At 67.9% G+C, this 21,604-nt stretch carries 19 protein-coding genes; 10 read left to right on the top strand and 9 right to left on the bottom strand.

Annotated elements, in window-relative coordinates; genetic code table 11:
- The first annotated feature begins 142 nt into the window (after positions 1-142).
- Positions 143-523, top strand: a complete 381-nt coding sequence (locus tag KF887_08575) for a hypothetical protein (protein QYK43133.1) — start codon at positions 143-145, stop codon at positions 521-523.
- 216 nt (positions 524-739) lie between these two features.
- Here the strand turns inward: KF887_08575 and KF887_08570 are convergent, their stop codons facing one another.
- Together KF887_08570 and KF887_08565 are read right to left on the bottom strand one after the other, a co-directional pair.
- On the bottom strand, positions 740-1,330 hold the full coding sequence (locus KF887_08570; GenBank protein ID QYK43132.1) for a hypothetical protein: 591 nt from the start codon (positions 1,328-1,330) through the stop codon (positions 740-742).
- Positions 1,327-2,229, bottom strand: coding sequence for an FAD-dependent thymidylate synthase (locus KF887_08565; GenBank protein ID QYK43131.1), 903 nt, complete (start codon positions 2,227-2,229; stop codon positions 1,327-1,329). The genes KF887_08570 and KF887_08565 overlap by 4 nt, the downstream gene beginning before the upstream one ends.
- A gap of 200 nt (positions 2,230-2,429) precedes the next feature.
- Between KF887_08565 and KF887_08560 the strand changes: the two genes are divergently transcribed.
- Positions 2,430-3,443 (top strand): thymidylate synthase, encoded by a 1,014-nt coding sequence (locus tag KF887_08560; GenBank protein ID QYK43130.1) that lies wholly within the window; start codon positions 2,430-2,432, stop codon positions 3,441-3,443.
- 2 nt (positions 3,444-3,445) lie between these two features.
- Positions 3,446-4,846, top strand: a complete 1,401-nt coding sequence (locus KF887_08555) for a hypothetical protein (GenBank protein QYK43129.1) — start codon at positions 3,446-3,448, stop codon at positions 4,844-4,846.
- A gap of 21 nt (positions 4,847-4,867) precedes the next feature.
- Here the strand turns inward: KF887_08555 and KF887_08550 are convergent, their stop codons facing one another.
- The 3 genes from KF887_08550 to KF887_08540 all read right to left on the bottom strand — a co-directional run bounded on the left by KF887_08550 (position 4,868) and on the right by KF887_08540 (position 7,397).
- On the bottom strand, positions 4,868-5,332 hold the full coding sequence (locus tag KF887_08550; protein ID QYK43128.1) for a DUF1203 domain-containing protein: 465 nt from the start codon (positions 5,330-5,332) through the stop codon (positions 4,868-4,870).
- 99 nt (positions 5,333-5,431) lie between these two features.
- On the bottom strand, positions 5,432-5,815 hold the full coding sequence (locus KF887_08545; GenBank protein QYK43127.1) for an HIT domain-containing protein: 384 nt from the start codon (positions 5,813-5,815) through the stop codon (positions 5,432-5,434).
- A 4-nt stretch (positions 5,816-5,819) separates the two neighbouring features.
- Positions 5,820-7,397 carry a glycosyl transferase gene (locus KF887_08540; GenBank protein QYK43126.1) on the bottom strand — a complete coding sequence of 526 codons (1,578 nt, stop codon included), beginning with the start codon at positions 7,395-7,397 and terminating at the stop codon, positions 5,820-5,822.
- Positions 7,398-7,549: 152 nt separating this feature from the next.
- On the opposite strand from KF887_08540, the gene KF887_08535 reads away from it, so the two are divergent.
- From KF887_08535 to KF887_08525, 3 genes are all read left to right on the top strand, one after another.
- Entirely contained in the window at positions 7,550-8,368 is an 819-nt protein-coding gene (locus KF887_08535) for a sulfotransferase family protein (GenBank protein ID QYK43125.1), read from the top strand.
- 242 nt (positions 8,369-8,610) lie between these two features.
- Entirely contained in the window at positions 8,611-9,711 is a 1,101-nt protein-coding gene (locus KF887_08530; protein QYK43124.1) for a GSCFA domain-containing protein, read from the top strand.
- A complete protein-coding gene (locus tag KF887_08525) occupies positions 9,708-10,511 on the top strand; it encodes a hypothetical protein (GenBank protein QYK43123.1) in 804 nt (267 codons plus the stop codon). Before KF887_08530 ends, KF887_08525 begins: the two co-directional genes overlap by 4 nt.
- A 54-nt stretch (positions 10,512-10,565) precedes the next feature.
- Here KF887_08525 and parE read toward each other — a convergent pair whose 3' ends face one another.
- Together parE and KF887_08515 are read right to left on the bottom strand one after the other, a co-directional pair.
- The gene (parE, locus tag KF887_08520; protein QYK43122.1) at positions 10,566-12,518 is read right to left on the bottom strand and encodes a DNA topoisomerase IV subunit B; all 1,953 of its coding nucleotides are present in this window, start codon (positions 12,516-12,518) and stop codon (positions 10,566-10,568) included.
- Positions 12,519-12,675: 157 nt separating this feature from the next.
- The gene (locus KF887_08515) at positions 12,676-13,335 is read right to left on the bottom strand and encodes a glutathione S-transferase family protein (GenBank protein ID QYK43121.1); all 660 of its coding nucleotides are present in this window, start codon (positions 13,333-13,335) and stop codon (positions 12,676-12,678) included.
- Positions 13,336-13,491: 156 nt separating this feature from the next.
- On the opposite strand from KF887_08515, the gene ppk2 reads away from it, so the two are divergent.
- The 4 genes from ppk2 to KF887_08495 are packed head-to-tail and all read left to right on the top strand — an operon-like array spanning position 13,492 to position 16,783.
- Positions 13,492-14,436 carry a polyphosphate kinase 2 gene (gene ppk2, locus KF887_08510; protein QYK43120.1) on the top strand — a complete coding sequence of 315 codons (945 nt, stop codon included), beginning with the start codon at positions 13,492-13,494 and terminating at the stop codon, positions 14,434-14,436.
- Positions 14,437-14,495: 59 nt separating this feature from the next.
- A complete protein-coding gene (locus tag KF887_08505; GenBank protein QYK43119.1) occupies positions 14,496-15,113 on the top strand; it encodes a class I SAM-dependent methyltransferase in 618 nt (205 codons plus the stop codon).
- A 9-nt stretch (positions 15,114-15,122) separates the two neighbouring features.
- Complete coding sequence (locus KF887_08500; protein ID QYK43118.1) at positions 15,123-15,776, top strand: DUF1007 family protein; 654 nt, start codon at positions 15,123-15,125, stop codon at positions 15,774-15,776.
- Between the two features lie 50 nt (positions 15,777-15,826).
- Positions 15,827-16,783 carry a hypothetical protein gene (locus KF887_08495; protein QYK43494.1) on the top strand — a complete coding sequence of 319 codons (957 nt, stop codon included), beginning with the start codon at positions 15,827-15,829 and terminating at the stop codon, positions 16,781-16,783.
- A 3-nt stretch (positions 16,784-16,786) separates the two neighbouring features.
- Here KF887_08495 and KF887_08490 read toward each other — a convergent pair whose 3' ends face one another.
- Complete coding sequence (locus KF887_08490; protein QYK43117.1) at positions 16,787-17,194, bottom strand: hypothetical protein; 408 nt, start codon at positions 17,192-17,194, stop codon at positions 16,787-16,789.
- A gap of 3 nt (positions 17,195-17,197) precedes the next feature.
- A complete protein-coding gene (locus KF887_08485; GenBank protein ID QYK43116.1) occupies positions 17,198-21,517 on the bottom strand; it encodes a hypothetical protein in 4,320 nt (1,439 codons plus the stop codon).
- Positions 21,518-21,604 lie beyond the last annotated feature (87 nt).

Genomic DNA, 21,604 nt, shown 5'->3' with positions numbered 1-21,604 from the left:
GGAACCCTTGATCGGAAAGGAGAATCGGTCAAAGGTGAATCCGGGCCACATATCTGGTCCGGGGTTCCACCATTGCGGTTCGATGGCCTCGCCATTTCCCGTTCAGGTGGTTTTTTGTTATGCCAGGTGACGGAGGTTTCTGATGGCCGCGAATGACCCGAAGAAGAAGGCCGCCGCAATCGGATCGGCGATGGTCCATGCCCGGAAGGGGATGATCTATCTCGTGTCGGAGATCGGCGGCCAGAAAGGCGGCGCGGGCAAGGACCTGAAGACGCTGCTGGTGGATTTCCAGAAGCTCGAGATGGCCTTTGACAAGATCACCAGGGACATGCCCGACAGCGGCAAGGATGTGCAGACCTACATCGACGCGGTCAAGGGCGACATGGACGGCATCCGCAAGGCGATGATGGATATCGTGGTCGAGGTCGGGGACAGGACGCCGAAGGGCAAGGAGATCTCGAAGATCCTCGTCGATTTCCAGAAGGTCGAGGCGAATTTCAAGACGGCGGCGAAGTCGCTTTGACGGGCGGGCGGCGGCCCCGCATTGATCGCGGGGCTGGGGCACCTGCCGTCTTTTCCGTCCGGAATTGACGCGCTCCATGCGTTTCAGGAATTGACGGCCGTCCGCGCATCGGCCCGGTTTCGCAGCGACCGGTTGTTCCGCCGCCACACGGCGCGTGCGGGAAGAGGTTGCGCGGGCGAACGGTGCGCCATGAATGCGCACCCTACGGGCCTTGCTTCAGCTCCAACTTCTAGTCTGATACCGCTGGATAGTCAGACCTGAAACCTCTTGTAGGAATTGTATCTGATCATTTTCAGGAAGTTTGGAAAATCTTGCAATGTCAGAGTTAGTTAAGGCGGACATACCTGCTTCAGTAAGTATATAGCGTGAGTATTCAGTGGTAGAAATCACAGCAGGATGTGATTCTATAAAATTGTGCCGACGTAACTCTCTAACGCTTGGATGCTCACGCAATAGCTGAACGTAGTCAGGCGCGCACGAATGCACAAAGCCTAAGATAACGCGAGCCTCAATTGAAAGATCAACTCTTGATGCCGACACATTTTTAGCAATTCTCCTAATGCGACCAGAAGCCCAACCCAGCAAATTCAAAAGCAAATTCAGCGCCAAGATTGCTGAACTTACCCAGAACGTGATCGCAAACAACAACTTAAAGCTTGCTACTTGGTCAACAAGGCCAAAGTGGGTTGAAATTCCAAATAGATCAGTCAAGAATGCGCCTGAACCAAGGGCGACAATAAAAAAAATGTGCCATGGCTTGGCTATACTTCCTACCCAATCGGCTACCTTATCCCAGAAACCATTCACCCCCAAACCCCCACAAACTCCCGCCACTCGCCCTTGCTCATGCCGGACTCTTCCTGCGTTACCACCTCGCCCGCCAGCCGTCGTTTCAGCACCGCCACGGCCTTGGCCGACAGGTTCACCCCGCCCATCCGGTAATCCTCGAACGCCGCGAAGGCCAGGGGCACCCAATCGCGCACGGTGGCCGCGATCGCCTCGGCGTAGACGCGGATTTCGTATTGCGCGTGGGCATCGGCGCGCAGGCGCAGGAAATGGAACAGGTTGTGGAGGTCGGTCTTCCAGTACCACTGGGTATAGATGTTCATCGGCAGGTTCATCCGCGCGAGTTCGCGCGCAAGGCCCTGCTGGCCGTCCTGCGACAGCATCGCTTCGTAATGGTCGTACATCTGGGCGGCATCGGACTTGAGCATCGCCAGCACCCGCGCGGATTCGGCGCCCGACAGCACCTCGCCCCGGCCCTGGTTGTTGACGGTGGACTGCGCGGCCAGCTGTTCCGGCGCGGGGATGTAGAATTCGCGGTCAAGGATCGAATAGCGGGCCGAGTATTCGTTGACGTTGGCGGTGCGGTGCCGGATCCACTGCCGGGCCACGAAGACCGGCAGCTTCACATGAAGCTTGACCTCGCACATCTCGAAGGGGGTCGAGTGCCAGTGCCGCATCAGGTAGCGGATCAGCCCCTCGTCGTTCTGCACGTGCCGGGTGCCCGCGCCATAGGACACCCGGGCGGCCTGCACGATGGCGGCATCGTCGCCCATGTAGTCGACCACCCGGACAAAGCCGTGGTCCAGCACCGGATGGGGGATGTAGAGATGCGCCTCCATCCCCGGCGAGACGGCGCGCAGCGTGGGGCGTGGCGCGGCGCGCGAGGATGCGATCTCGGCCTCTTGGTCGGGGGTGAGCATGGGCGCCTCCGGCTAGATGTGGGGGGTGGACCGGATGAGACTACGACATGGGGGGTGCGGGCGGCAAGGGCGCGCGACATTCCTGCATCATCCGGACGGACCGGGCAGCCGAGGGGGCGGAAAAGATTGACAGATTCCGCTCATGCAGGCAGCGTGGCCGCAAAACGAACATAACATGGCGAGCAGTGACCATGAGATTGATGACGCTTGCGCCCCTGGCGCTGATGCTGCTTGCGGCATGTGACGGGAATCCGTTCGCGGGGGGAACCGACCCGACGGATCCCACCGATCCGACAGACCCCACCGACCCGCAGCCCACCGACCCGGTGGTGGTGGCCGAGGTGCTGGCCGCCAACATGAAGTCGGTCGCCTATGACGCCGACACCGACACGTTCCGCATCACCATGCAGGCGCTGGATACGACGCCGGTGACCGCGACCTGGACGCGCCGCGCGGCGCTGGACATGCCCGGCTACCGCGCCTACGCGGTACAGGAAGACCCGCTGGACCGCATGTTCGTCGGCCTGGCCAGCACGATCCCGACCACCGGCGGCAGCGTGACCGGGGTTCTGGGCGCCGATGGCGGGCAGTTCAACAAGGTGTTCCAGGGCGCATCCTATGGCCGCACGGGCGAGTACAGCGCGCCCGTGGGCACCGGCGCGCCGGGTTCGGGCCAGGTGAGCTATGCCGGAAGCTATGCCGGGATGACGAACATCGCCGCCCCGCGGCCCGGAGAGATCCTGCCGGTCGCTCCCGGAACCGCGCCCGAGGTCATCCCCGGGCAGCCGGCCCGCGTGGGGGGCGACATCTTCATCAACGCGAACTTCAGCGACAACAGCGTGAACGGCGCGATCTACAACCGGATCCTGATCGACTACGGGTTCAGCCTGCAGTCGGTGATCCTGACGCCCGCCGACATCCAGCCGAACGGCACCTTCCTGGGCGAGACCGAACGCTGGGTGAACGACGATCCGAACATGCCCAAGGTGGGCGACTATGGCGGCGTGTTCGGCGGCACCGGCGCAGATGGGGTGGCCGGTGCGGTGGCGCTGACGCGGATCTTCTGGGGTAGCGGGCCGCGCCCGGTGGATACCGACCCGGGCGACGAGATCCAGGGCGGGCTGGAACACGGGCTGTTCGTGCTGCAGCAATGCGGCGCAGCGGGCGCCCCGGCCATCTGCTCGCAGGTGCGGCCGGACTTTACCAATCCCTGACGATGGGGGCGCGGCGGATCCTTCGCGCCCTGGCGGTCATCGCGGCGGTGGGGATGGCGGCGGCATCGGGTGCCGGACCGGCGCCCGGCACCGCCGAGGGGCGTTTCCTGTCGGTCGAGGAGGCGCGGGCGATGGGGATCGCCGCCATCGAGGCGGCGCGGCCCGACGTGGCGGCGGACATCGCGCGGCAGATGCTGGCCAAGGACGCCGCCGACCCCTTCGCGCGGTTCCTGCTGGCGCGCGCGCTGATGGAGATGGGCGACCTTGCCTCGGCGCGGGGCGAGGCGCGGCTGGCGTTCCGCCACGCGCGCAGCCGCGAACAGCGGCACCAGGCGGCACGGCTGGCGGCGCTGGTGGCCTGGAACGACGGGCGTCATTCGGTGGCGCAATACTGGCTGCACAGGTCGGCCCTCGCCGCCCCGGCCGAGGTCAGCCGCACCGAGCGCCTGCGCGAACTGTCGGCGGTGCGCGCGGCCAACCCGGTGGACGTGAGTTTCGGCTTTTCCGCGATCCCGACCGACAACGTGAACGATGGCGCATCGTCCGAGTTCAACATCATCGACGGCGTTCCGGTGGTCGGGTGGCTGAGCCCGGACGGGCAGGCGCTGCCGGGCGTCGTGTCGCATCTGCGGGCGGGGATCGGCTATCGACTGCCCGAGGTGCAGAACCTGAGGGTCGGGCTGTCGGTTGACTGGCGGCGCGTCGACCTGTCCAGCGCGGCGCGGGCCCGGGTGCCGGACCTCGACCCGCGCAGTTTCGATTCGGGGCGTGTCGAGGTGGGGTTGCGCCGCACCTGGCGGCCCGAGGGTTCGCCATGGATGGCGCAGGCCGGGCTGACGGCGGGCGTGCAGATCAACGGCCGCGACACGGCCTATCGCTATGCGCGGCTGGACGGCGCGGTGATGCGCGGGATCGGCAACGCGACCGGGGTGGACGCGGGCTTTGCCATCGAACGGCGCGGGGCACAGGGCAGCCAGACCGATCCGGCCTGGGCCAAGAGCCTGTCGCTGGGCCTGCGGCGGCTGATCGGCGATGATGGCGGCCAGCTGACCACGCGGGTCTATGTCAGCCGCTATGACACGCCGATCGCCGGGCGCAGTTCGGAGACGCTGGGCCTCGACGTGAGCTATTCCTTCGGGCAGCCGCTGGGACCGGCGATGATCGCGCTTCAGGCCGGCTATGCCGAGACGCGGTTTCCCGACTACATGGTGGGCTTCATCGTGGTGCCCGGCGGGCGGCAGGACCGCAGCGTGAACGCAGCACTGACCGCGACCTTCCCGAAATACGCGGTGGGCGCGTTCGAGCCGCGGCTGACGATCAGCCACGGGCGCACCGATTCCAACGTCAGCCGCTTCGACACGCGGCGCAGCGGCATATCGCTGGGGCTGAACGCCAGTTTCTGACGGCAGGGCGGCGGGGCGGGCTCAGGCGCGCTCGATCCGGCACTGGTAGCAGTTGTTCCGGGCCGAACGCACATGCAGGTAGGCAACGCGCGGATCGTCCAGCAGGGCGGCAGCGCGCGCCGGGATATCGGGCGTGGCGACCACGGCGCCGGTTCCATAGACGATGCGGTCATCCGCGCCATAGCCGCGCAGGATGTAGTCGGGCGAGGCCAGCATCGCGGGCATCCCCGCCCCGCCCCCCGCGGCGCAATCATCGGCGCAGAGGAAGATCGGGCCGACCTCGGCATAGGGCTGGGGTGCCGGAAAGGGGCGGTGCGCCAGCACCAGCATCGGGGCATCCTCGGGCACCATGCCAAGGCAGTGGCGGCAGGGATTGCCGCCGCCCCGGGCCAGATGGCGTTCCGGCGGCTGGCCGTTGGCATCGAGGGCACCGGCGCGCCAGTTGCGGACGGTTCCGGTGGGGATCGGCAGGAAGCGGATGGTCATGGCGGGTCTCCTTGTCCGGCCACCCTGCCCTGCCGCCCCGCCGCGCGCGACCCGGACCCTGCGGTTTCGGCCGGGTGCCTGCGGACACCGCCGCGCCGGTCAGGAGGGGTCCGGCAGCATCCGCCCGAGGTTGCGGCCCCCGAGGATATGCAGGTGGTAATGCGGCACCTCCTGCACCCCGGCCTCGCCCGCGTTCGAGATCGTGCGGAAGCCGCCGCCGCCCTCGCCCGGCGAGACCCCCGCCATCGCGCAGACCTGCGCCGCGACGCGATGGAAATCGGCGATCTCCTCGGCCGTCGCCTCGGCGGCGAAATGGTCGAAGGCCACGTAGGGGCCCTTGGGGATCACCAGCACATGCACCGGGGCCTGCGGGCGGATGTCGTGGAAGGCGAGCGTGTGGGCCGTCTCGACCACGGTGCGGTTGGGGATTTCGCCGCGCAGGATGCGGGCGAAGACGTTTGTCGGGTCATAGGCATAGGCCATGGCGTCAATCCACGAAAAGGTATTCGGTTTCGGCGATCTTCCTCGCCCGGTCACCCGGGATACCAAGGAAGGCGGACAAGGCAACCGTGTTCTCGTCGACCCCGGCGGATTGCCGCATCCGGTAGAGCCCGGGGAAGTCGGCGTCGCGGATGCGGTCGCTTTCGAACTTCAGGTCGTAGCGGATGGTGGGCATCAGCCGGGCGATGACCTCGCGCGGGGTGCGGTCACCGGCCAGTCCGACGCGGCGGGCGTGGCCCAGGAGGTAGTCCTCGGTGAAGTCGCACTCGATTTCCAGGAAGCGGGTCTTTGCCTTGTCGCTGGCGAAGTCGCGCATCAGGTCGACCGAGGCGGGATCGAGGCACATCACCAGATGGTCCGACTGCCACCAGTCGAACAGCATGCGCACCAGCGCGCGGCGGTGGCGGGTGCGTTTTTCCAGCGTCGTCTCGATCCCGCCGAGGTCGGGGAGCGGTGTCGATGCCTCGTTGAACAGGTAGTCCACGGCCGGATAGTTGGTTTCCTGCCGGACCCGCTCCACCAGCCGCTTGGCGACATGCCACTTCTTGCACACCACCATCAGCAGCGTGCGTTCGCGCCCGAGGCTCGATTCCGTTTCCCAGAACCGGGGGGCGAAGCGGCGGCCGATGCGGCCCCGGCCCGACAGGAACTGGAACAGGCTGCGGCCCTCGTTCGAGATCGGGAAGCGCAGGCCGGTGGCGGCGTAGAGCTGGCCCAGGCGGCTTTTCAGATCCATCGCGTCGGGGCTGATCTTGCGCGCGAACAGATAGTCCTGCGAGGTCAGCAGGTCGTAGTGGTCGTTGTAGAAGGTCACCGGCATCCCGTAGTCGGTGAACATCAGGAAGGTGAGCGTACGGGTGCGTATCTCGGCCTCGGGCACCAGGTGGCGCACGATGGTCTGGAAGAACGTCTCGTCGGGGATCCAGGTCGTGGCGAAGAAGCGCATCACGTCGCGGCGCCGCCTGCAGAAGTCGAGCACCGCCTCGATGGTGCGGCGGCGCAGGCACCACCACTGGCTGCCGATCATCATCTGGATGTCGGCCGGCACCTTGCGCGTCAGGCCCAGCCGCTTCTGCCAGGACATCGAGGCATAGAACATCGCCTTGCGGGTGCGTTCGTTAAACCAGTGGCGGTAGATCAGCCGTTCTTCCTTGATGCCGGTCTTGATCCAGTCCGACTTGAAGAAATCGAAGCTCTCGATGAAGTCGGCATCGTCGCGATCGAGGAAGTCATGGGCGTATTCGGCCGACTTGATCGGCATGCAGTCGCCCGAGAGCATGTAGAAATGGGTGGCCGAGGGGAAGGCATCGACGGCGGCGCGCGTCGCCTCGAGCGTGGCGGCAACGAGGCTCCATTCGCCCCAGCCGCACCTGTGGCGACGCCGCGCGAAGGCCACGCCGGGGTTGGTCTCCAGCGCCGTGCGGATACGGTCGTAATCGGCGGGGCGGGCGCGGCCGTCGAAGTGGATCGCGACATAGTCGCCCGCCGCGGTCAGCCGCCGCGCCTGGGCGATGATCCCCTCGGGATCCTTGTGGCAGAGCAGGATGTAGGCGATTCTTGCCATGGTCGGAAACGATGCTGCCCTGTCCTGCCCGGTCGTTTCCAGTAAAGTGCTTCATGTGCCGTTGAAAAGACAGAAGTTGTTTGCTTCTGTGCAGCAGGCGTCATGCGGCGGGTGGCCCGCCGCGGGCGGCAGGAAGGCAAGGAGCGTGAGGCATGGGGTTTCCCGGCACCTGGATGACCGAGAGCGGCAGCGTGATCTACCGCGTGGTGCCGAAATGCGCCTGTTCCACCATCGGCCAGATCATGTTCCATTCCGATCACGGCCGGTTCTTCGACGGCGACATCCATGACGCCACCTCGGGGCTGCACAAATGGGCGCAGGAGAGCAGCCAGGCCGCCATCGAGAAGGCGGTAAAGGGGCGGCGCACCTATGCCTTCACCTGTGTCCGCAACCCCTATACCCGCGTTCTGTCGTCGTTCTTCGACAAGATCTGCGGCATCCAGCGGAACGGCAAGCGCTATCGCGGCAACCTTGTGCCGCTGCTCACCCAGAAATACGGGATCGAGGTGGGCGGGCCGGACGGCAAGGAGCCCTTCGACCAGGTTGCGAGCTTCCGGCGGTTCCTGCTGTTCGTGCGCGACACGATCCGCTGGAAGAAGCCGATGGAACCCGACATCCACTGGTCGGCGATGTCGGGGCATATCTCGACCTTCATCGTCAACGGCGGACGCTATGACCGCATCTTCTTTACCGAGGAGTTCAATCCCGGGATGCAGGGGGTGCTGGATGCAATCAAGGTGAAGCATCCCGTCGACCTGGCGACGATCCCGCGCTTCAACGAAAGCGAGGGCCACGGCCCGAAGCGCGAACATCCGGTCGAGGCCTATTTCGACGATCTTTCGATGCATCTGATGTGGGAAATCTACAAGCGCGACTTCCAGCTGTTCCGCTATGACTTCGACAACCCGGGCAACAAGATGCCGAAGGGGGAGGTCGATCTGGACGAGGTTCACAAGAAGCTGGGCGATTGAGGCGCGCGGTGCGGTGCGGGACCGCCGCGTGGCTGTCGCGAAGCATCGGGCGGACAGCGGCGGCGTGAGCCGACGATACGCGCGAGCCTGGCGGGCTGACGCCGATGCCCGCGCAGACTGCCGGTAAATGGTGCAGCCGCCCGGACCGGCAGCGGGGGCCGGGGGACCTGCGACGATTTTGCGTTGGCGCCCCCGACCCGCAGGTCTAGGGTCCAGCCAACCGGACCGGCAGGAGAATCGTGATGAATTCGCCCTATTCCGACCTTCCTCCGAAGGCCTACTGGCGCAATGCGGTGGCCGAGCGCGAACCGCTCGACCCCGGCGAGCTTTATGTGCCGCGCTTCCCGATCAACAAGCGGATGCGGATCGTCACGGCGGGGTCGTGCTTTGCGCAGCACGTGGGCCGCACGCTGCGGAAGGGTGGCTTCAACGTGCTGGACGTCGAGCCTGCGCCAGCGGGGATCAGCGACGAGGCCGCGAACAGGTTCGGCTATCGGCTGTATTCGGCGCGCTACGGCAACATCTACACGTCGCGGCAACTGTTGCAGTTGCTGAAGGAAGCCTGGGGCGAGTTCACGCCCGCCGATCCGGTGTGGGAGCGCAAGGGACGCTATTTCGACGCGCTGCGCCCCAGTGTCGAGCCTGACGGGCTGGACACGCCCGAACTGGTGATGGAGCATCGCAAGCTGCATCTTGAGAAGGTGCGCGAGGCGTTCGCGGCCGCCGACCTGTTCGTCTTTACCTTCGGGCTGACCGAGACATGGTCGCATCGCGCGACCGGCACGGTCTATCCCACCGCGCCCGGCACCATCGCGGGAACCTTTGACCCCGAGGTCCATGCCTTCACCAACCTGGGCTTCCAGGCCGTGCTGGCGGATTTCCGCGAGGTGCGTCAGCGGCTGGTGAAACTGAACCCCAAGATCCGCTTCATGCTGACGGTATCGCCCGTGCCGCTGACGGCGACGGCCTCGGGACAGCATGTCGAGGTTGCGACCTGCTATTCCAAGGCGGTGCTGCGGGCGGTGGTCGGCACGCTGTACGAGGAAAGCGCGCGGACCGACTATTTCCCGTCCTACGAGACGATAACCTCGCTGAACAATCGCGGCGTCTACTTCGAGGCGAACAAGCGGTCGGTGTCGAAGCTGGGCGTCGAGACGGCGATGGGCCTGTTCATGCGAAGCCACGGGGCGGCGGCGGAGGCGGCCGAGGAGACCCCCGCGCGGCGCGGCGACCGGCCCGGCAAGCCGGCGGGTGAACGCCGCCAGAAGGCTGGCCGGCCGCCGGTGCAGGAGACCGAGGATCTGGTCTGCGAGGATGCCCTGCTGGACGCGTTCGCGCGATGATGCGGATCGTCGTTGTCGGCAATTCCCATGCGGCCGCGATCCGCATGGGATGGGATCTTGTGGCGGCCGAGTTCCCCGAAGTGTCGCTGACCTTCCTTGCCGCGCCGCGCGCGGTGTTCGAGACCTTCGCCCATGACGGCAAGGGGCGGTTCGGCCTGGTGGACCCGGGCGGGCTGACCCCGAACATGCGCAAGGTGGTGGAGAGCCTGTCGGGCGCCGAGGGTGCGGCGCTGACCGTCGATCCGCGCGCCTTCGACCATGTGCTGATCGTCGGGCCGGAATGGGGCGAGTTCTCGCTGTTCGCGATGCTGGCGCATTTCGGCATCGACGGGGTGCTGGACCATCCCGGGGCGCCGCGGCTGTCGGCACCCGCCTTTGCCGCGTTCTGCGACGATCTGGTGCGGCAGTCGCTGGCGGTGCGGATGGCCGGGCTGCTGGCGGGGCACCGGGTGGCGGTGATGCCGCGCCCGCGCCGGTCGGAGCTGGGCCTTGGCAGCGATGCGGCGGGGGAAGAGACGGTCGTGCCGCGCCTGCCCGCCGGGCTGGACCCTGCGGGGGTGGAACGCGGCTTTGACCTGCATGCCGACCGACTTTCGGCGGCGCTGGGCAGGCTGGGGGCCACGCTGGTCCGCCAGCCCGCCGCGACCGTGGGCACGCGGCACCTCAGCCGGGCAGAGTATTCGGTCGGCCGAAAGGTGATCGAGCGGCGGGGTGTGACGACCGAGACGCTGGATACCGTGCCCATGAACGCCGACTATGGCGCGCTGTGCCTGCGGGGGTGGCTGGCCGGCCTGGCCTGAGCGCGGGCGCGAACGGACGGGCCGACGCCCGGGCATCAGCGGCGGCCGGCAACGCTAGACATCCAGTTCCTCGACGAACCGCGCGTTCTCCTGGATGTACTGGAACCGCAGTTCGGGCTTCTTGCCCATCAGCCGCTCGACCAGTTCGCCGGTCTCGCCGGGTTCATCCTCGTCGATGCTGACCCGGATCAGCTTGCGCGTGGCGGGGTTCATCGTGGTGTCCTTGAGGTCCTTGGCGTCCATCTCGCCCAGTCCCTTGAACCGCTGCACGTCGATCTTGCCCTTGCCGCCCAGCCCCCTGGCCAGCCATTCCTCCTTTTCCGCATCGTCGGCCACATAGATGCGCCGCGCCCCCTGGGTCAGACGGTAGAGCGGCGGGCAGGCGAGGTAGAGGTGGCCCTTGTCGATCAGCGGCCGCATCTGGCTGAAGAAGAAGGTCATCAGCAGGCTGGCGATATGGGCGCCGTCGACATCGGCGTCGGTCATGATGATGATCTTGTCATAGCGCAGGTCATCGACGTTGAACTTCGTGCCCATCTGCACGCCCAGAGCTTCGCAGATGTCGCGGATCTCGGAATTCTCGTGCAGTTTCGACGAGGCGGCGCCGAGCACGTTCAGGATCTTGCCCTTGAGCGGCAGCAGCGCCTGGGTCTCGCGGTCGCGCGCGCCCTTGGCGCTGCCGCCCGCGCTGTCGCCCTCGACGATGAACAGTTCGGTGCCCTCGCGGTTCTTGGCGGTGCAGTCGGTCAGCTTGCCGGGCAGCCGCAGCTTCTTGACCGCCGACTTGCGCGCGGTTTCCTTTTCGGCGCGGCGCCGCAGCCGTTCCTCGGCGCGCAGCACCATGAAATCGAGGATGGCGCCGGCCGATTTCGTGTCGGATGCCAGCCAGTTGTCGAAATGGTCGCGCACCGCCCCCTCGACCAGGCGCCCGGCATCCTCGGTCGCCAGCCGGTCCTTGGTCTGGCCCACGAACTGCGGGTCGCGGATGAACACCGACAGCAGCGCGCATCCCCCCGTCAGCAGGTCGTCGCGCGAGATGAGTTCCGCCTTGCGGTTCTTCACCAGGTCGCCATAGGCCCGCAACCCCTTGAGGACGGCCCACCAGAACCCCGCCTCATGCGTGCCGCCCTCGGGGGTGGGGACGGTGTTGCAATAGCTCTGGATGAAGCCGTCGCGGGCGGGCGACCAGTTGATCGCCCATTCCACCGATCCGGGCAGACCGTATTTCTCCTGGAACGAGATGCGGCCGGCGAAGGGGCGGTCGGCATAGGTCGTGGTCTTTTCCAGCTGGTCCGACAGATAGTCGGCCAGCCCGCCGGGAAAGTGGAACACCGCCTCCTGCGGCATGTCGCCGTCGGGCAGGGCGGATTTCCAGCGGATTTCCACGCCCGAGAACAGATAGGCCTTGGACCGGGCCATCTTCATCACGCGATGCGGCTTGAGCGTCTGGCTGCCGAAGATCTCGGGGTCGGGGTGAAAGGTCACGGTGGTGCCGCGACGGTTCGGTGCGGGCCCGATCTTCTGCAGGGGGCCCAGTGGGGTGCCGCGCGCGAATTCTTGCGCGAAGAGTTCGCGGTTGCGGGCCACCTCGACCCGCATCCGGTCGGACAGGGCGTTGACGACGCTGGCCCCCACCCCGTGCAGGCCGCCGCTGGTCTCATAGGCCTTGCCGCTGAACTTGCCGCCCGAGTGCAGGGTACACAGGATGACCTCGAGCGCGGACTTGCCGGGAAACTTGGGGTGCGGGTCAATCGGGATGCCCCGGCCGTTGTCGCGGACGGTCACCGCGTGGTCGGCGTGGAACTCGACCTCGATCCGGGTGGCGTGGCCCGCCACCGCCTCGTCCATCGCGTTGTCCAGAACCTCGGCCACCAGATGGTGCAATGCGCGTTCGTCGGTGCCGCCGATATACATGCCCGGCCGCTTGCGCACCGGTTCCAGCCCTTCCAGCACCTCGATGGACGAGGCGTCATAGGTGTCGGCGCCGGAAAGAAGGTCGTTGGGCATGTGGCAGCTCCTGGGCGGGTCGCGGCGATAGTGGCAGGCGGGGGCACCCGGGGCAAGATGTGGGGTCGGACACGCCGCCGCAACCGCGGGGCGGGCACCACACCGACCGCCGGGCCGCGTGGCCGGGCGGCCGCGGGACTGCTGCGGACCGGATGCGTCAGGCCGGTTCGGCGCTGCGCTGCGCCCACATCTTCTGGAAGGCCGGCCGTGCCTGGCAGCGGGCGAGCCAGGCCGAGACCGCCGGAAAGGGGGCCAGCACCGGCTTGTGCAGCGCGCCATAGCGCAGGCATTCGGCCACCATCACATCGGCCACGGTAAAGCGTCCGCCGACCAGCCACTCGCGCCCGGCAAGGTGCTGTTCCAGCCGGTTCAGGGGGCGTTGCAGAACCTCGGTCGCGGCGGCGATACGGGCCTTGCCCTGGGGCGTGTCCTCGAGCTTGTCCATGAATGTATAGAGAATCTCGACCCCCGGACCTTCCAGGCCGGTTGCGCCATACAGCGCCCACTGGTCGATCTCGGCCGCCTCGCGCCAGTCCTGCGGGGCCAGCGGGCCGCCGTGGCGGCGTGCGATGTGCATGCAGATCGCCAGGCTTTCGGTCAGCACCAGACCGTCATCCTCCATCGCGGGCACCTGGCCCTGCGGGTTCACCGCAAGGAAGGCGGGCGAGGCCGTGTTCAGCGGCGCATCCGCCGCCGCAGGGTCGGCCAGCCGGCGGGCCTGAATGACCGGCACATGGGCAAAGTCGAGCCCGATTTCATGCAGAAGCCAGAGGGGCCGCGTGGCGCGCGACCGGGCGACGCCGTAAAGGGTGATCATGGGGGTGTCCTTTCCGTTCCGCGCCAAGGCTAGGGCCGCGCGGGCGTGACGGAAAGGGGACAATTGCAACGGAATCATGACAGGCTTGACCCATGTCATTCAGGGCTGCCACCGCGCACCGCATCGTCGCCGCGATCCCGCAGACAGGAGAACGCCATGGACGACGCCCGGACGATCCCCGCCGATATCGCTGCCCCGGTGCCCCAGCCCGCCCCCCTGCCCCGGCCCGACGCCCACGACGGCGGCCCGCGCCGGTTTGCCGCCGTCGATCCCGACCGGATCCGCGAGGCCTTCGAGACCGGGCAGTATCCCTATCACCGCCCGCTGGGCCGCGCCGCCTATGAGGCCGAGAAGCTGCGGCTTCAGGCGGAACTGCTGAAGGTGCAGATCTGGGCGCAGGACAGCGGGCAGCGCTTCGTCATCCTGTTCGAGGGGCGCGATGCGGCCGGAAAGGGGGGCACGATCAAGCGGTTCATGGAACATCTGAACCCGCGCTATGCACGGGTGGTCGCGCTGACCAAGCCCTCTGACCGGGAAAAGGGCGAATGGTTCTTTCAGCGCTACATCGCGCATCTGCCCACTGCGGGTGAAATGGTGTTCTACGACCGGTCCTGGTACAACCGGGCGGGTGTCGAACGGGTGATGGGGTTCTGCACGCCCACCGAATACCTGGAATTCATGCGCCAGGCCCCGGAGTTCGAGCGGATGCTGGTGCGGTCGGGCATCAGGCTGCACAAGTACTGGTTCTCGGTGACGCGCGAGGAACAGCGCGCCCGCTTCATCGCGCGGGAAACCGACCCGCTGAAGCGGTGGAAGCTGTCGCCGATCGACAAGGCGAGCCTGGACAAGTGGGACGACTATACCGAGGCGAAGGAGGCGATGTTCTTCCATACCGACACCGCCGACGCGCCATGGACCATCGTGAAGTCGAACGACAAGAAGCGCGCGCGGCTGGCCTGCATGCAGCACTTCCTGTCGGGGCTCGACTATCCGGGCAAGGATCCGGCGGTCGTGCAGCCACCCGACCCGCTGATCGTGGGCGCGGCGCGGCAGGTGATCGGCGGCGGGGCCCTGCGGCACGCCGCCCCCGCGCGGCCCTGACGGCGCGCTTGCCGCGGGGCCGCCGCACCCCTAGCCTTGCCGCAGACAGGAGGCCGGCCATGTGGGACGAACGCTACGCGACCGACGACTATATCTTCGGCACCGAACCCGCCGCCTTCCTGGTGCGGGCGGCCCCGATGATCCCGCCGGGCAGCCGCGTCCTGTGCCTGGCAGAAGGCGAGGGTCGCAACGGGGTCTGGCTGGCGGGTCAGGGCCATCGGGTAACGGGCATCGACCAGTCGGCCGTGGGCCTGGCCAAGGCCGCCCGGCTGGCCGCGACGCGCGGGGTCACGCTGACCCTGCGGCAGGCCGACGTGATGGCCTGGGACGGATCGGACGGGCCCTGGGACGCGGTGGTCGCGATCTTCGTGCATTTCCACGTGCCCGAGCGCGAAAGGCTGGCCGCCGCCTGCGCGCGGGCGCTGCGGCCCGGCGGGCTGTTCCTGTACCACGGCTATGGACCTGCCCAGCTGGCGCTGGGCACCGGGGGCCCGAGGGACCCGGCGATGCTGGCCGAGGCCGAGGCGATGGTGGCGGCGTTTCCGGGCTGGGGCGTGCGGGTCGCGCGCGACCACGAGGACATGCTGGCCGAGGGGTCGCGGCATGTGGGCAGATCGGCGCTGGTTGACGTGATCCTGACCGCGCCGGGGGTGGATGCGCGCGCGCCGCAGGGATAGGATCGCGCGATGCGCCACATCCTTGCCGCCATGACCATCGCCTTCGGACTGGCCGGACCGGCCCATGCGCATCCGCATATCTTCATCGACACCGGGCTTGAGGTGATCTTCGACACCGAGGGGCGGGCCACGGCGGTGCGGGTGACCTGGACCTATGACGATTTCTATTCGCTGCTGATGATCGAGGACCGCAAGCTGGACGCCGATTACGACGGCGTGCTGACCCCCGAGGAGGAGGCGCAGCTTTCCGGTTTCGACATGGATTGGGACCCGGACTATCTGGGCGATCTTTACGTTCTGGCCGGCGAATTCGAGGTGCCGCTGTCGCGTCCGTCCGACTGGTCAGCCAGCTATGCCGACGGTCGCATAACATCGACCCATCTGCGGACCTTCGTCGAGCCGCTGGCCCCCGGGGCCGATCTGGTGATCCAGGTCTACGATCCGGGCTATTACACCGCGTATTTCATCGAGGGACAGCCGGTCCTGACGGGTGCGGGCAGCACCTGCACCGTTCAGGTCTTCGAACCCGACCGCGCGGCCGCCGACAGCCGCCTGATGGCGGCGATCGAGGAAATGGGTGCCACGGGCGATCTGGAGATGGACTTTCCCGCCATCGGATCGGCCTATGCGGAAGAGGCGCGGGTGACATGCGTGAACGGGTGATCGGCGGCACGGCGCGCGGGCCCTCCCGGGCGGGCCTGTGGCGCGGCCTGATGGCGGCGGGACTGGTGGCGGCGCTGCCGCTGCTGGTGCTCTGGGCCACTGGCGGGATCGACACGGTTGCGGCCTGGGCGGCCGAGGGGCAGCGATCGGCGCAGAACGCGCTGGCAGGCGCCATCCGGCGGCTGCGCGGCGGCGATCCGGGCGCGCTGGCGGCCCTGCTGTCGCTGGCCTTTGCCTACGGGGTGTTCCATGCCGCCGGGCCGGGGCACGGCAAGGTGCTGATCGGCGGCTATGGCGTGGCGCGGCGGGTTCCGGTGCTGCGGCTGGCCGCTCTGGCCCTGGTGTCGAGCCTGGCACAGGCGACCGTGGCCGTGGCCATCGTCTATGCCGGGGTGTTCCTGCTGGACTGGACGCGCGAACGGATGGTGGGACTGGCCGAGGACATCATGCTGCCGCTGAGCCATGGCGCGGTGGCCCTGATCGGACTGTGGCTGGCGTTCCGGGGGCTGCGCGGGCTGCGGCGCCAGGCCCGCACCGCATCGGCGCATGACCACGCCGGGCGCGACCACGGGCACGGACATGACCACGGCGCGCAGCAGCATCACGACCATCACCACCACGACCACCACCACGACGAACCGGCCTGCGCCGCCTGCGGGCACCGCCACGGGCCGACGGCCGAGGAGGCGGCCCGGGTCACCTCGCTGCGCGAGGCGGCGGCGCTGGTTGCGGGCGTGGCGATGCGGCCCTGCACCGGGGCGCTGTTCCTGCTGATCGTGACCTGGCAGATGGGCATCGGTGCCGCCGGGATCGCGGGGGCCTATGCGATGGGGCTGGGCACGGCGCTGATCACCGTGGGCGTGGCCGCCCTGTCGGTCTGGGCGCGCGAGGGCACGCTGTCCACGCTCGCCTCGGGCCGGATCGCCCGGGCGCTGCCGGTGCTGGAACTTGCCGCCGGGCTGGCCATCGCGGCGCTGTCGCTGACGATGCTGCGCGCGGCGCTGTAGCGGTCAGGCAGGGACCACCACGCCGACAAGCCGGTCCAGATCGGCCAGCATCCGGGACCGGGGGCGGTCCTGAAACTCCAGGAACTCCGCCATCCCGGTCATCGCGTTCAGCCGGTCGCCGGAAATCACCTCGGGCGCCGCCTCCAGCGCCGCGCGGGCCGCCCGGGCAAGCGCGGCGAAACGGTCGACGGCCTCGGGCGTGGTCAGCGTCTCGTCCAGTTCCGGGTCGAGGCAGCCGGGCATGTAGACCTCGGCCATGCCGCGCCAGGCCGACAGATAGGGATGATCGACCTCGGGAAAGCGGGCGGGGTCGGCCTCGGCGGTGTGGCGCAGCCAGGCCAGGGTCACGATGATCTCGGCGTCATGCATATGGGCCGAGCGCGGGCCGAACGAGACATAGGAATGCGCCATGGTCTACTCCAGGAAGATGATCGGCTTCGCGTTCTGTATGGTCAGGCCCTTGCCGACGGCCTCTTTCAGACCCTCGGCGATCTTGCTCTGCAACAGGATGCGTTGATCGGAGGTCAGGCCCAGCATGTCCACCACCATTTTCTTGGTGGCGGTGTTGGTCGTCAGGTCCTTGACCACCGACTTGGCCAGACCTTCGACCATCTTGTCGTTGATCGGGAACGCCGCCCCGGTCCTGCTGTTCAGCAGCGGCCCCTTGAGGCTGAGCAGATCGGCCCCGTCCATCAGGTCGGCCCCTTCCTCGGTGGCCGATGTGATCGGCCGTCCTGTCGCCTTTTCCAGCCGGGCGCCGCCGATCCCCTCGGCAAGGTCGGTCACCTTCTGCTCGTGATTCCAGCTCATCGCCTTGACGCGCGCGGGATCGAGATCCGCCGCCGGCGGCCCCTTGTGCAGCGTGCTGGGCGTCGGGATATCCGCGTCGCGCAGAAGCTGCTCGCCGATGTCGCGGCCCATGTCGTCAAGCAGCCCCCGGGCGGATTCGGGCAGCGCGCCACGCGCGGCCTTGTCCATCCCCTCGATCTCGCGCCGGAGTTCGGCAAGATGCGGTTTCAGCGCCTTGGCATAGGCCGGGTCGGCCGCCGCCCTGGTCAGCGCCTCGGTCAGGTTCGCGGCACCGCCGGGCAGCGTCTCGGCCCGCTTCAGCACGGCATCATAGGCCGGGACGGTGCTGCGCGCCTTGGCCATCGGTTCGAGCACGTCCGTCACGAAACGGCCCGCAGGCATGTCGGGTGTCTTGGCCCAGACCTTGAACGCCTCGTCAAGCTGGGCGTCCGACATGCCCAGATCGACCGCGCGCCGGGCGATGGTCTTGTACTCCGCCACCGCCATCTCGTAGGCCTTGGCGATCTTGTTGACGGCTTCGGGCGACAGCGCGTCGACGCCCTTGATCATGTCGGTGGCGTATCGGGTCTTCAGGAACGCGTCGAGCCGCGCCACGCCCTTGCGGATCGACATGCAGACCGGATAGGCGAACTGCGCGGCCAGATCGAGAAGCGGCGTCACGAGCGGGTCGATGTAGCCCGCGACGCGCCCGCCGCGCGCCAGCTTTGCCGCCGCCCAGGCGGCATTCGCCTCGGCCTCGATGCGGGCGGCGCGCATGACCGCCGCACGCACCGCCTTGTCCGCCTTGCCCAGATCCTGCTCCAGCCGCGCGAGCGCCCGGGCCACATCCTCGGCACTGGTCACGGTCTCCTGCGCCGCGTTGAAGCTGCGCACCGCCTTGCCGGCCTCGCTTCCGGCTTCCAGCAGCTTGGCGATATGCGCCGCCTTCGCCGTCGCGCGGATGCCCGAGGCCAACCCGAGCACGTCCAGCGGCAGGGTGGCCAGCGACACGACCACCCAGGCGAAGGACGGATCGGCCGAGGTCAGCCCGGCCTTGTTGGCGGCGTGTTCCTCGACATAGGCCGTGTAGGTATCCCACGCGTCATAGGCACCCAGACCAAGCGCCGCCGCGCCGCCCAGGACAACGACGGTGCCTTCGCCGAAGGTGAACAGCCCCGCAACGATCGCCAGCCCGCCGATGGCCAGCTTCCTGCCCAGGTTGGCCATCTGCTCGTCGCCGACCTTGTCCTTGATGACGGCTTCCTGCACCGAACCCGGCATCACGCCGCTGATCGCCCCGGCCCGCGCGATGGCGGCGTCAAAGGCCCAGATCTTCTCGGGGTCTTCGGCCAGAACCTTCCGGGTCGTGGCGATCCCGTCCCTGCGTTCCTCGAGCAGGACCATGATCCGGGCGCGCAGATCGGACGGGTCCGTCGCGTCGGTCAGAAGGTCGATCATCTCGTCGTCCAGATCGAACTCGGGGTTTTCGGCCTTCCGCAGCTCGAACAGCTTGGTCAGCCCCGGATCCCTGGCGATCGCGGCCTTCACGGTCTCCTTGATCTTGGGGCGGATGTCGTCCTTGTCCGGGCCGCCGCCAAACACCCAGGATGACTGGTTCGCCGGGTCCGCCGCGAGGCGGGCATATTCGGCCCGCACATCGGCAAGCGCGTCGAACATGGCGGCGACGCCCTCGCCGGTCAGCACCTCGGACTCGAAGGCGGCCAGTTCGCGCAGCCGGCGGTCCATTGCGTCATTCGCGATGTTCACGGCCTCGGTCTGGAACGCCTGGGTATAGGCCTCGATGTCCTTCTCGAACGCGTCCTCGGACGGATAGCCCCAGTCGGCAAGCTCCTGCTTCAGGCGCTGCTGGGCGGCGAAGGTCTCGGCGTTGTACGCCATCGTGAATTCGTCGGGCGGCATCCCTGGTTCGCTGGATGCGGGCAGGTAGGCCCGGTTCGCCGTGTCGTAGGTCTCGAACAGCGCCTTCTTGCCCACCAGCGCATTGTGCGCCGTGTCCAGCGCATCCCGGCTTTGCTGCCGCCCGGCAAGCTCGGCCAGATAGCGGTCGACCGAGGCCGCGAAGGCGGCGATGTCCGTGGTGGCGTGGGTCGCGCGCGCCCAGTAGTCGGCGATCGCCTCGTCCGACAGGCCCCGGACCTTTTCGGCAATGGCAAGGATCTGGTCGATGTTGTCGGCCGTGACCGGAACGCCGCCCGCCCTGAACCGGAAGAAGCGCTTGGCCTCCGGGGGTATGCGGTCCATCCGCCGCTCCTGGTCCACCACATCGGCGCGGAACGCCTTCCAGGCCTCGGACATCGCCTTGAAGTTCGGGTCGCTTGGATCGAGCTTTTCGCCCGGCTTGTAGTTCGTCTTTTCCCAGAACAGCGCGTCGGTCGCGGCATTGACGTCATTGCGCCGCGCATCGCCGTACTGCTTCAGCGTGTCCTCGGTCTGCTTCAGCTTTTCGTCACCGACCGGGCCGAGATCGTTGAAGTAGACGATGACCAGAACCGATCCGGCCTTCACATGCTGCTCGGTCACGACGAAGTCCAGCGGATGCACCCGATACCTCGGATCGCGGTTGTCCTCTTCCGCCTGCGCCCGGGTCATGCCGCGCGCGACCATGTCCACGTGGTTCGAGAATTCGAGATTGTCCATCACCCGGGTTACGGGAATGGCATAGGGCACCGCGCGCCGCTGCACCTGCTGGGCGGGCGCATCGGCCCCGCCGGTTCCGGCATCGCCCCCGCCCCCGCCGCCCGGTCCGCCCCCGGTGGTTTCCTCCTCGGCATCGGGCGGCGCGCCGACCCCGGCTGCCGGTGCAGCGAAGGACGCCTTGACCAGCCTCGGACCGTCGGGCGGACCGGCATTCCCGGCCGGACCGGGGGCAGAACCACCGCCGCCCCCCGCGGCCGTCAGCGCGTCGCGGATCTGCGCGATGGCCGCCGCCGCGGCATCCGCATCGCCGACCCCCAGCCCCGCCTTCATCGCCTGCAGCAACGGCTGGTAGAGCGCCCGCGCCTCCGGCCCGCCGGCCTTCATCGCCGGGGCAAGGTCGGCCATCAGCGCCGATGCCTCGGCCTTCAGCGTCCGCATCGCCTCGGCATTGCCGGACAGCGGATCGGCCGTTGCCGCGACGGCCTCGGTCTCCTCGTCATCGGCCAGCTCGCCCGACGGGCCCCGCGCGATCACCCGGTACAACAGTCCGCGGTCCTTCAGATACAGCCGCGCGCGTTTCGGCAGGCTGGTCGGGGGGTCCTCGACACAGGCGAGGACCAGGCTCTTGCCCTCAACCGTCATCTGGCCCCAGCCACCCCGCGCCGTCGCGCCCTCGGACTTGGCCTGGCGGATCAGCAGCTCGACCGGACGGCGCTTGTGGGCCTTCATCACCGCGCCGTCCGACGACAGCAGCCATGCAAAGTTGTAGGGCCGCTTGCGCAGCGCCCGCATGAGCGCCTCCAGATCGCCGGCCTCGGCGGCAAGGTCGTCTTCGTCGTCCTCGTCGCCGTCGCCGCGCGTGTCGGGGGAATGCTCATCCGCTGCCCCCTCCGGCGACGGACGCGGCGGCGCCTGTTCTTCCTCGGGCGCCGGTTCGCCGGCATCGGCGCCTGCGGTCTCACCCGTCAGCTCAAGGACGATCTGCATCGCCTGTCCGCGGTCCGAGAAATGCCGCTTGGCCAGCACCTGAAAACCGCCCGGCACCGCCTCTTCGCAGGTCAGCACCACGCGGCTGCCCTCGACCCGCATGGTGCCCCAGACCCCCTTGCCGCCACCGCCCGACCGCGCGGCACGGCGCAGGGTTTCAACCGGCTTGCGGGGATCGGCCTCGACCACCAGCCCGTCCCGCGCCATCAGCATCGCGAAGTTCACCGGCTTCTTCCGCGCGGCGGCAATCGCCGCGCCGAGAATCTTGCCATCCGCATCAAGTCCAGACTTGTCGGCCACGCAACACCTGCCTGAAATACTCAAGGTTGAAATCGGCGACCCGCGAATCGCCCGGAATGACATACAGGATAGGGGCACCGTCCGGCC

Source organism: Paracoccaceae bacterium (assembly GCA_019454225.1).
Classification (GTDB): Bacteria; Pseudomonadota; Alphaproteobacteria; order Rhodobacterales; family Rhodobacteraceae.
Note: the sequence above shows the minus strand (reverse complement) of the source record. Positions and strands in the feature narration are given on the sequence as shown.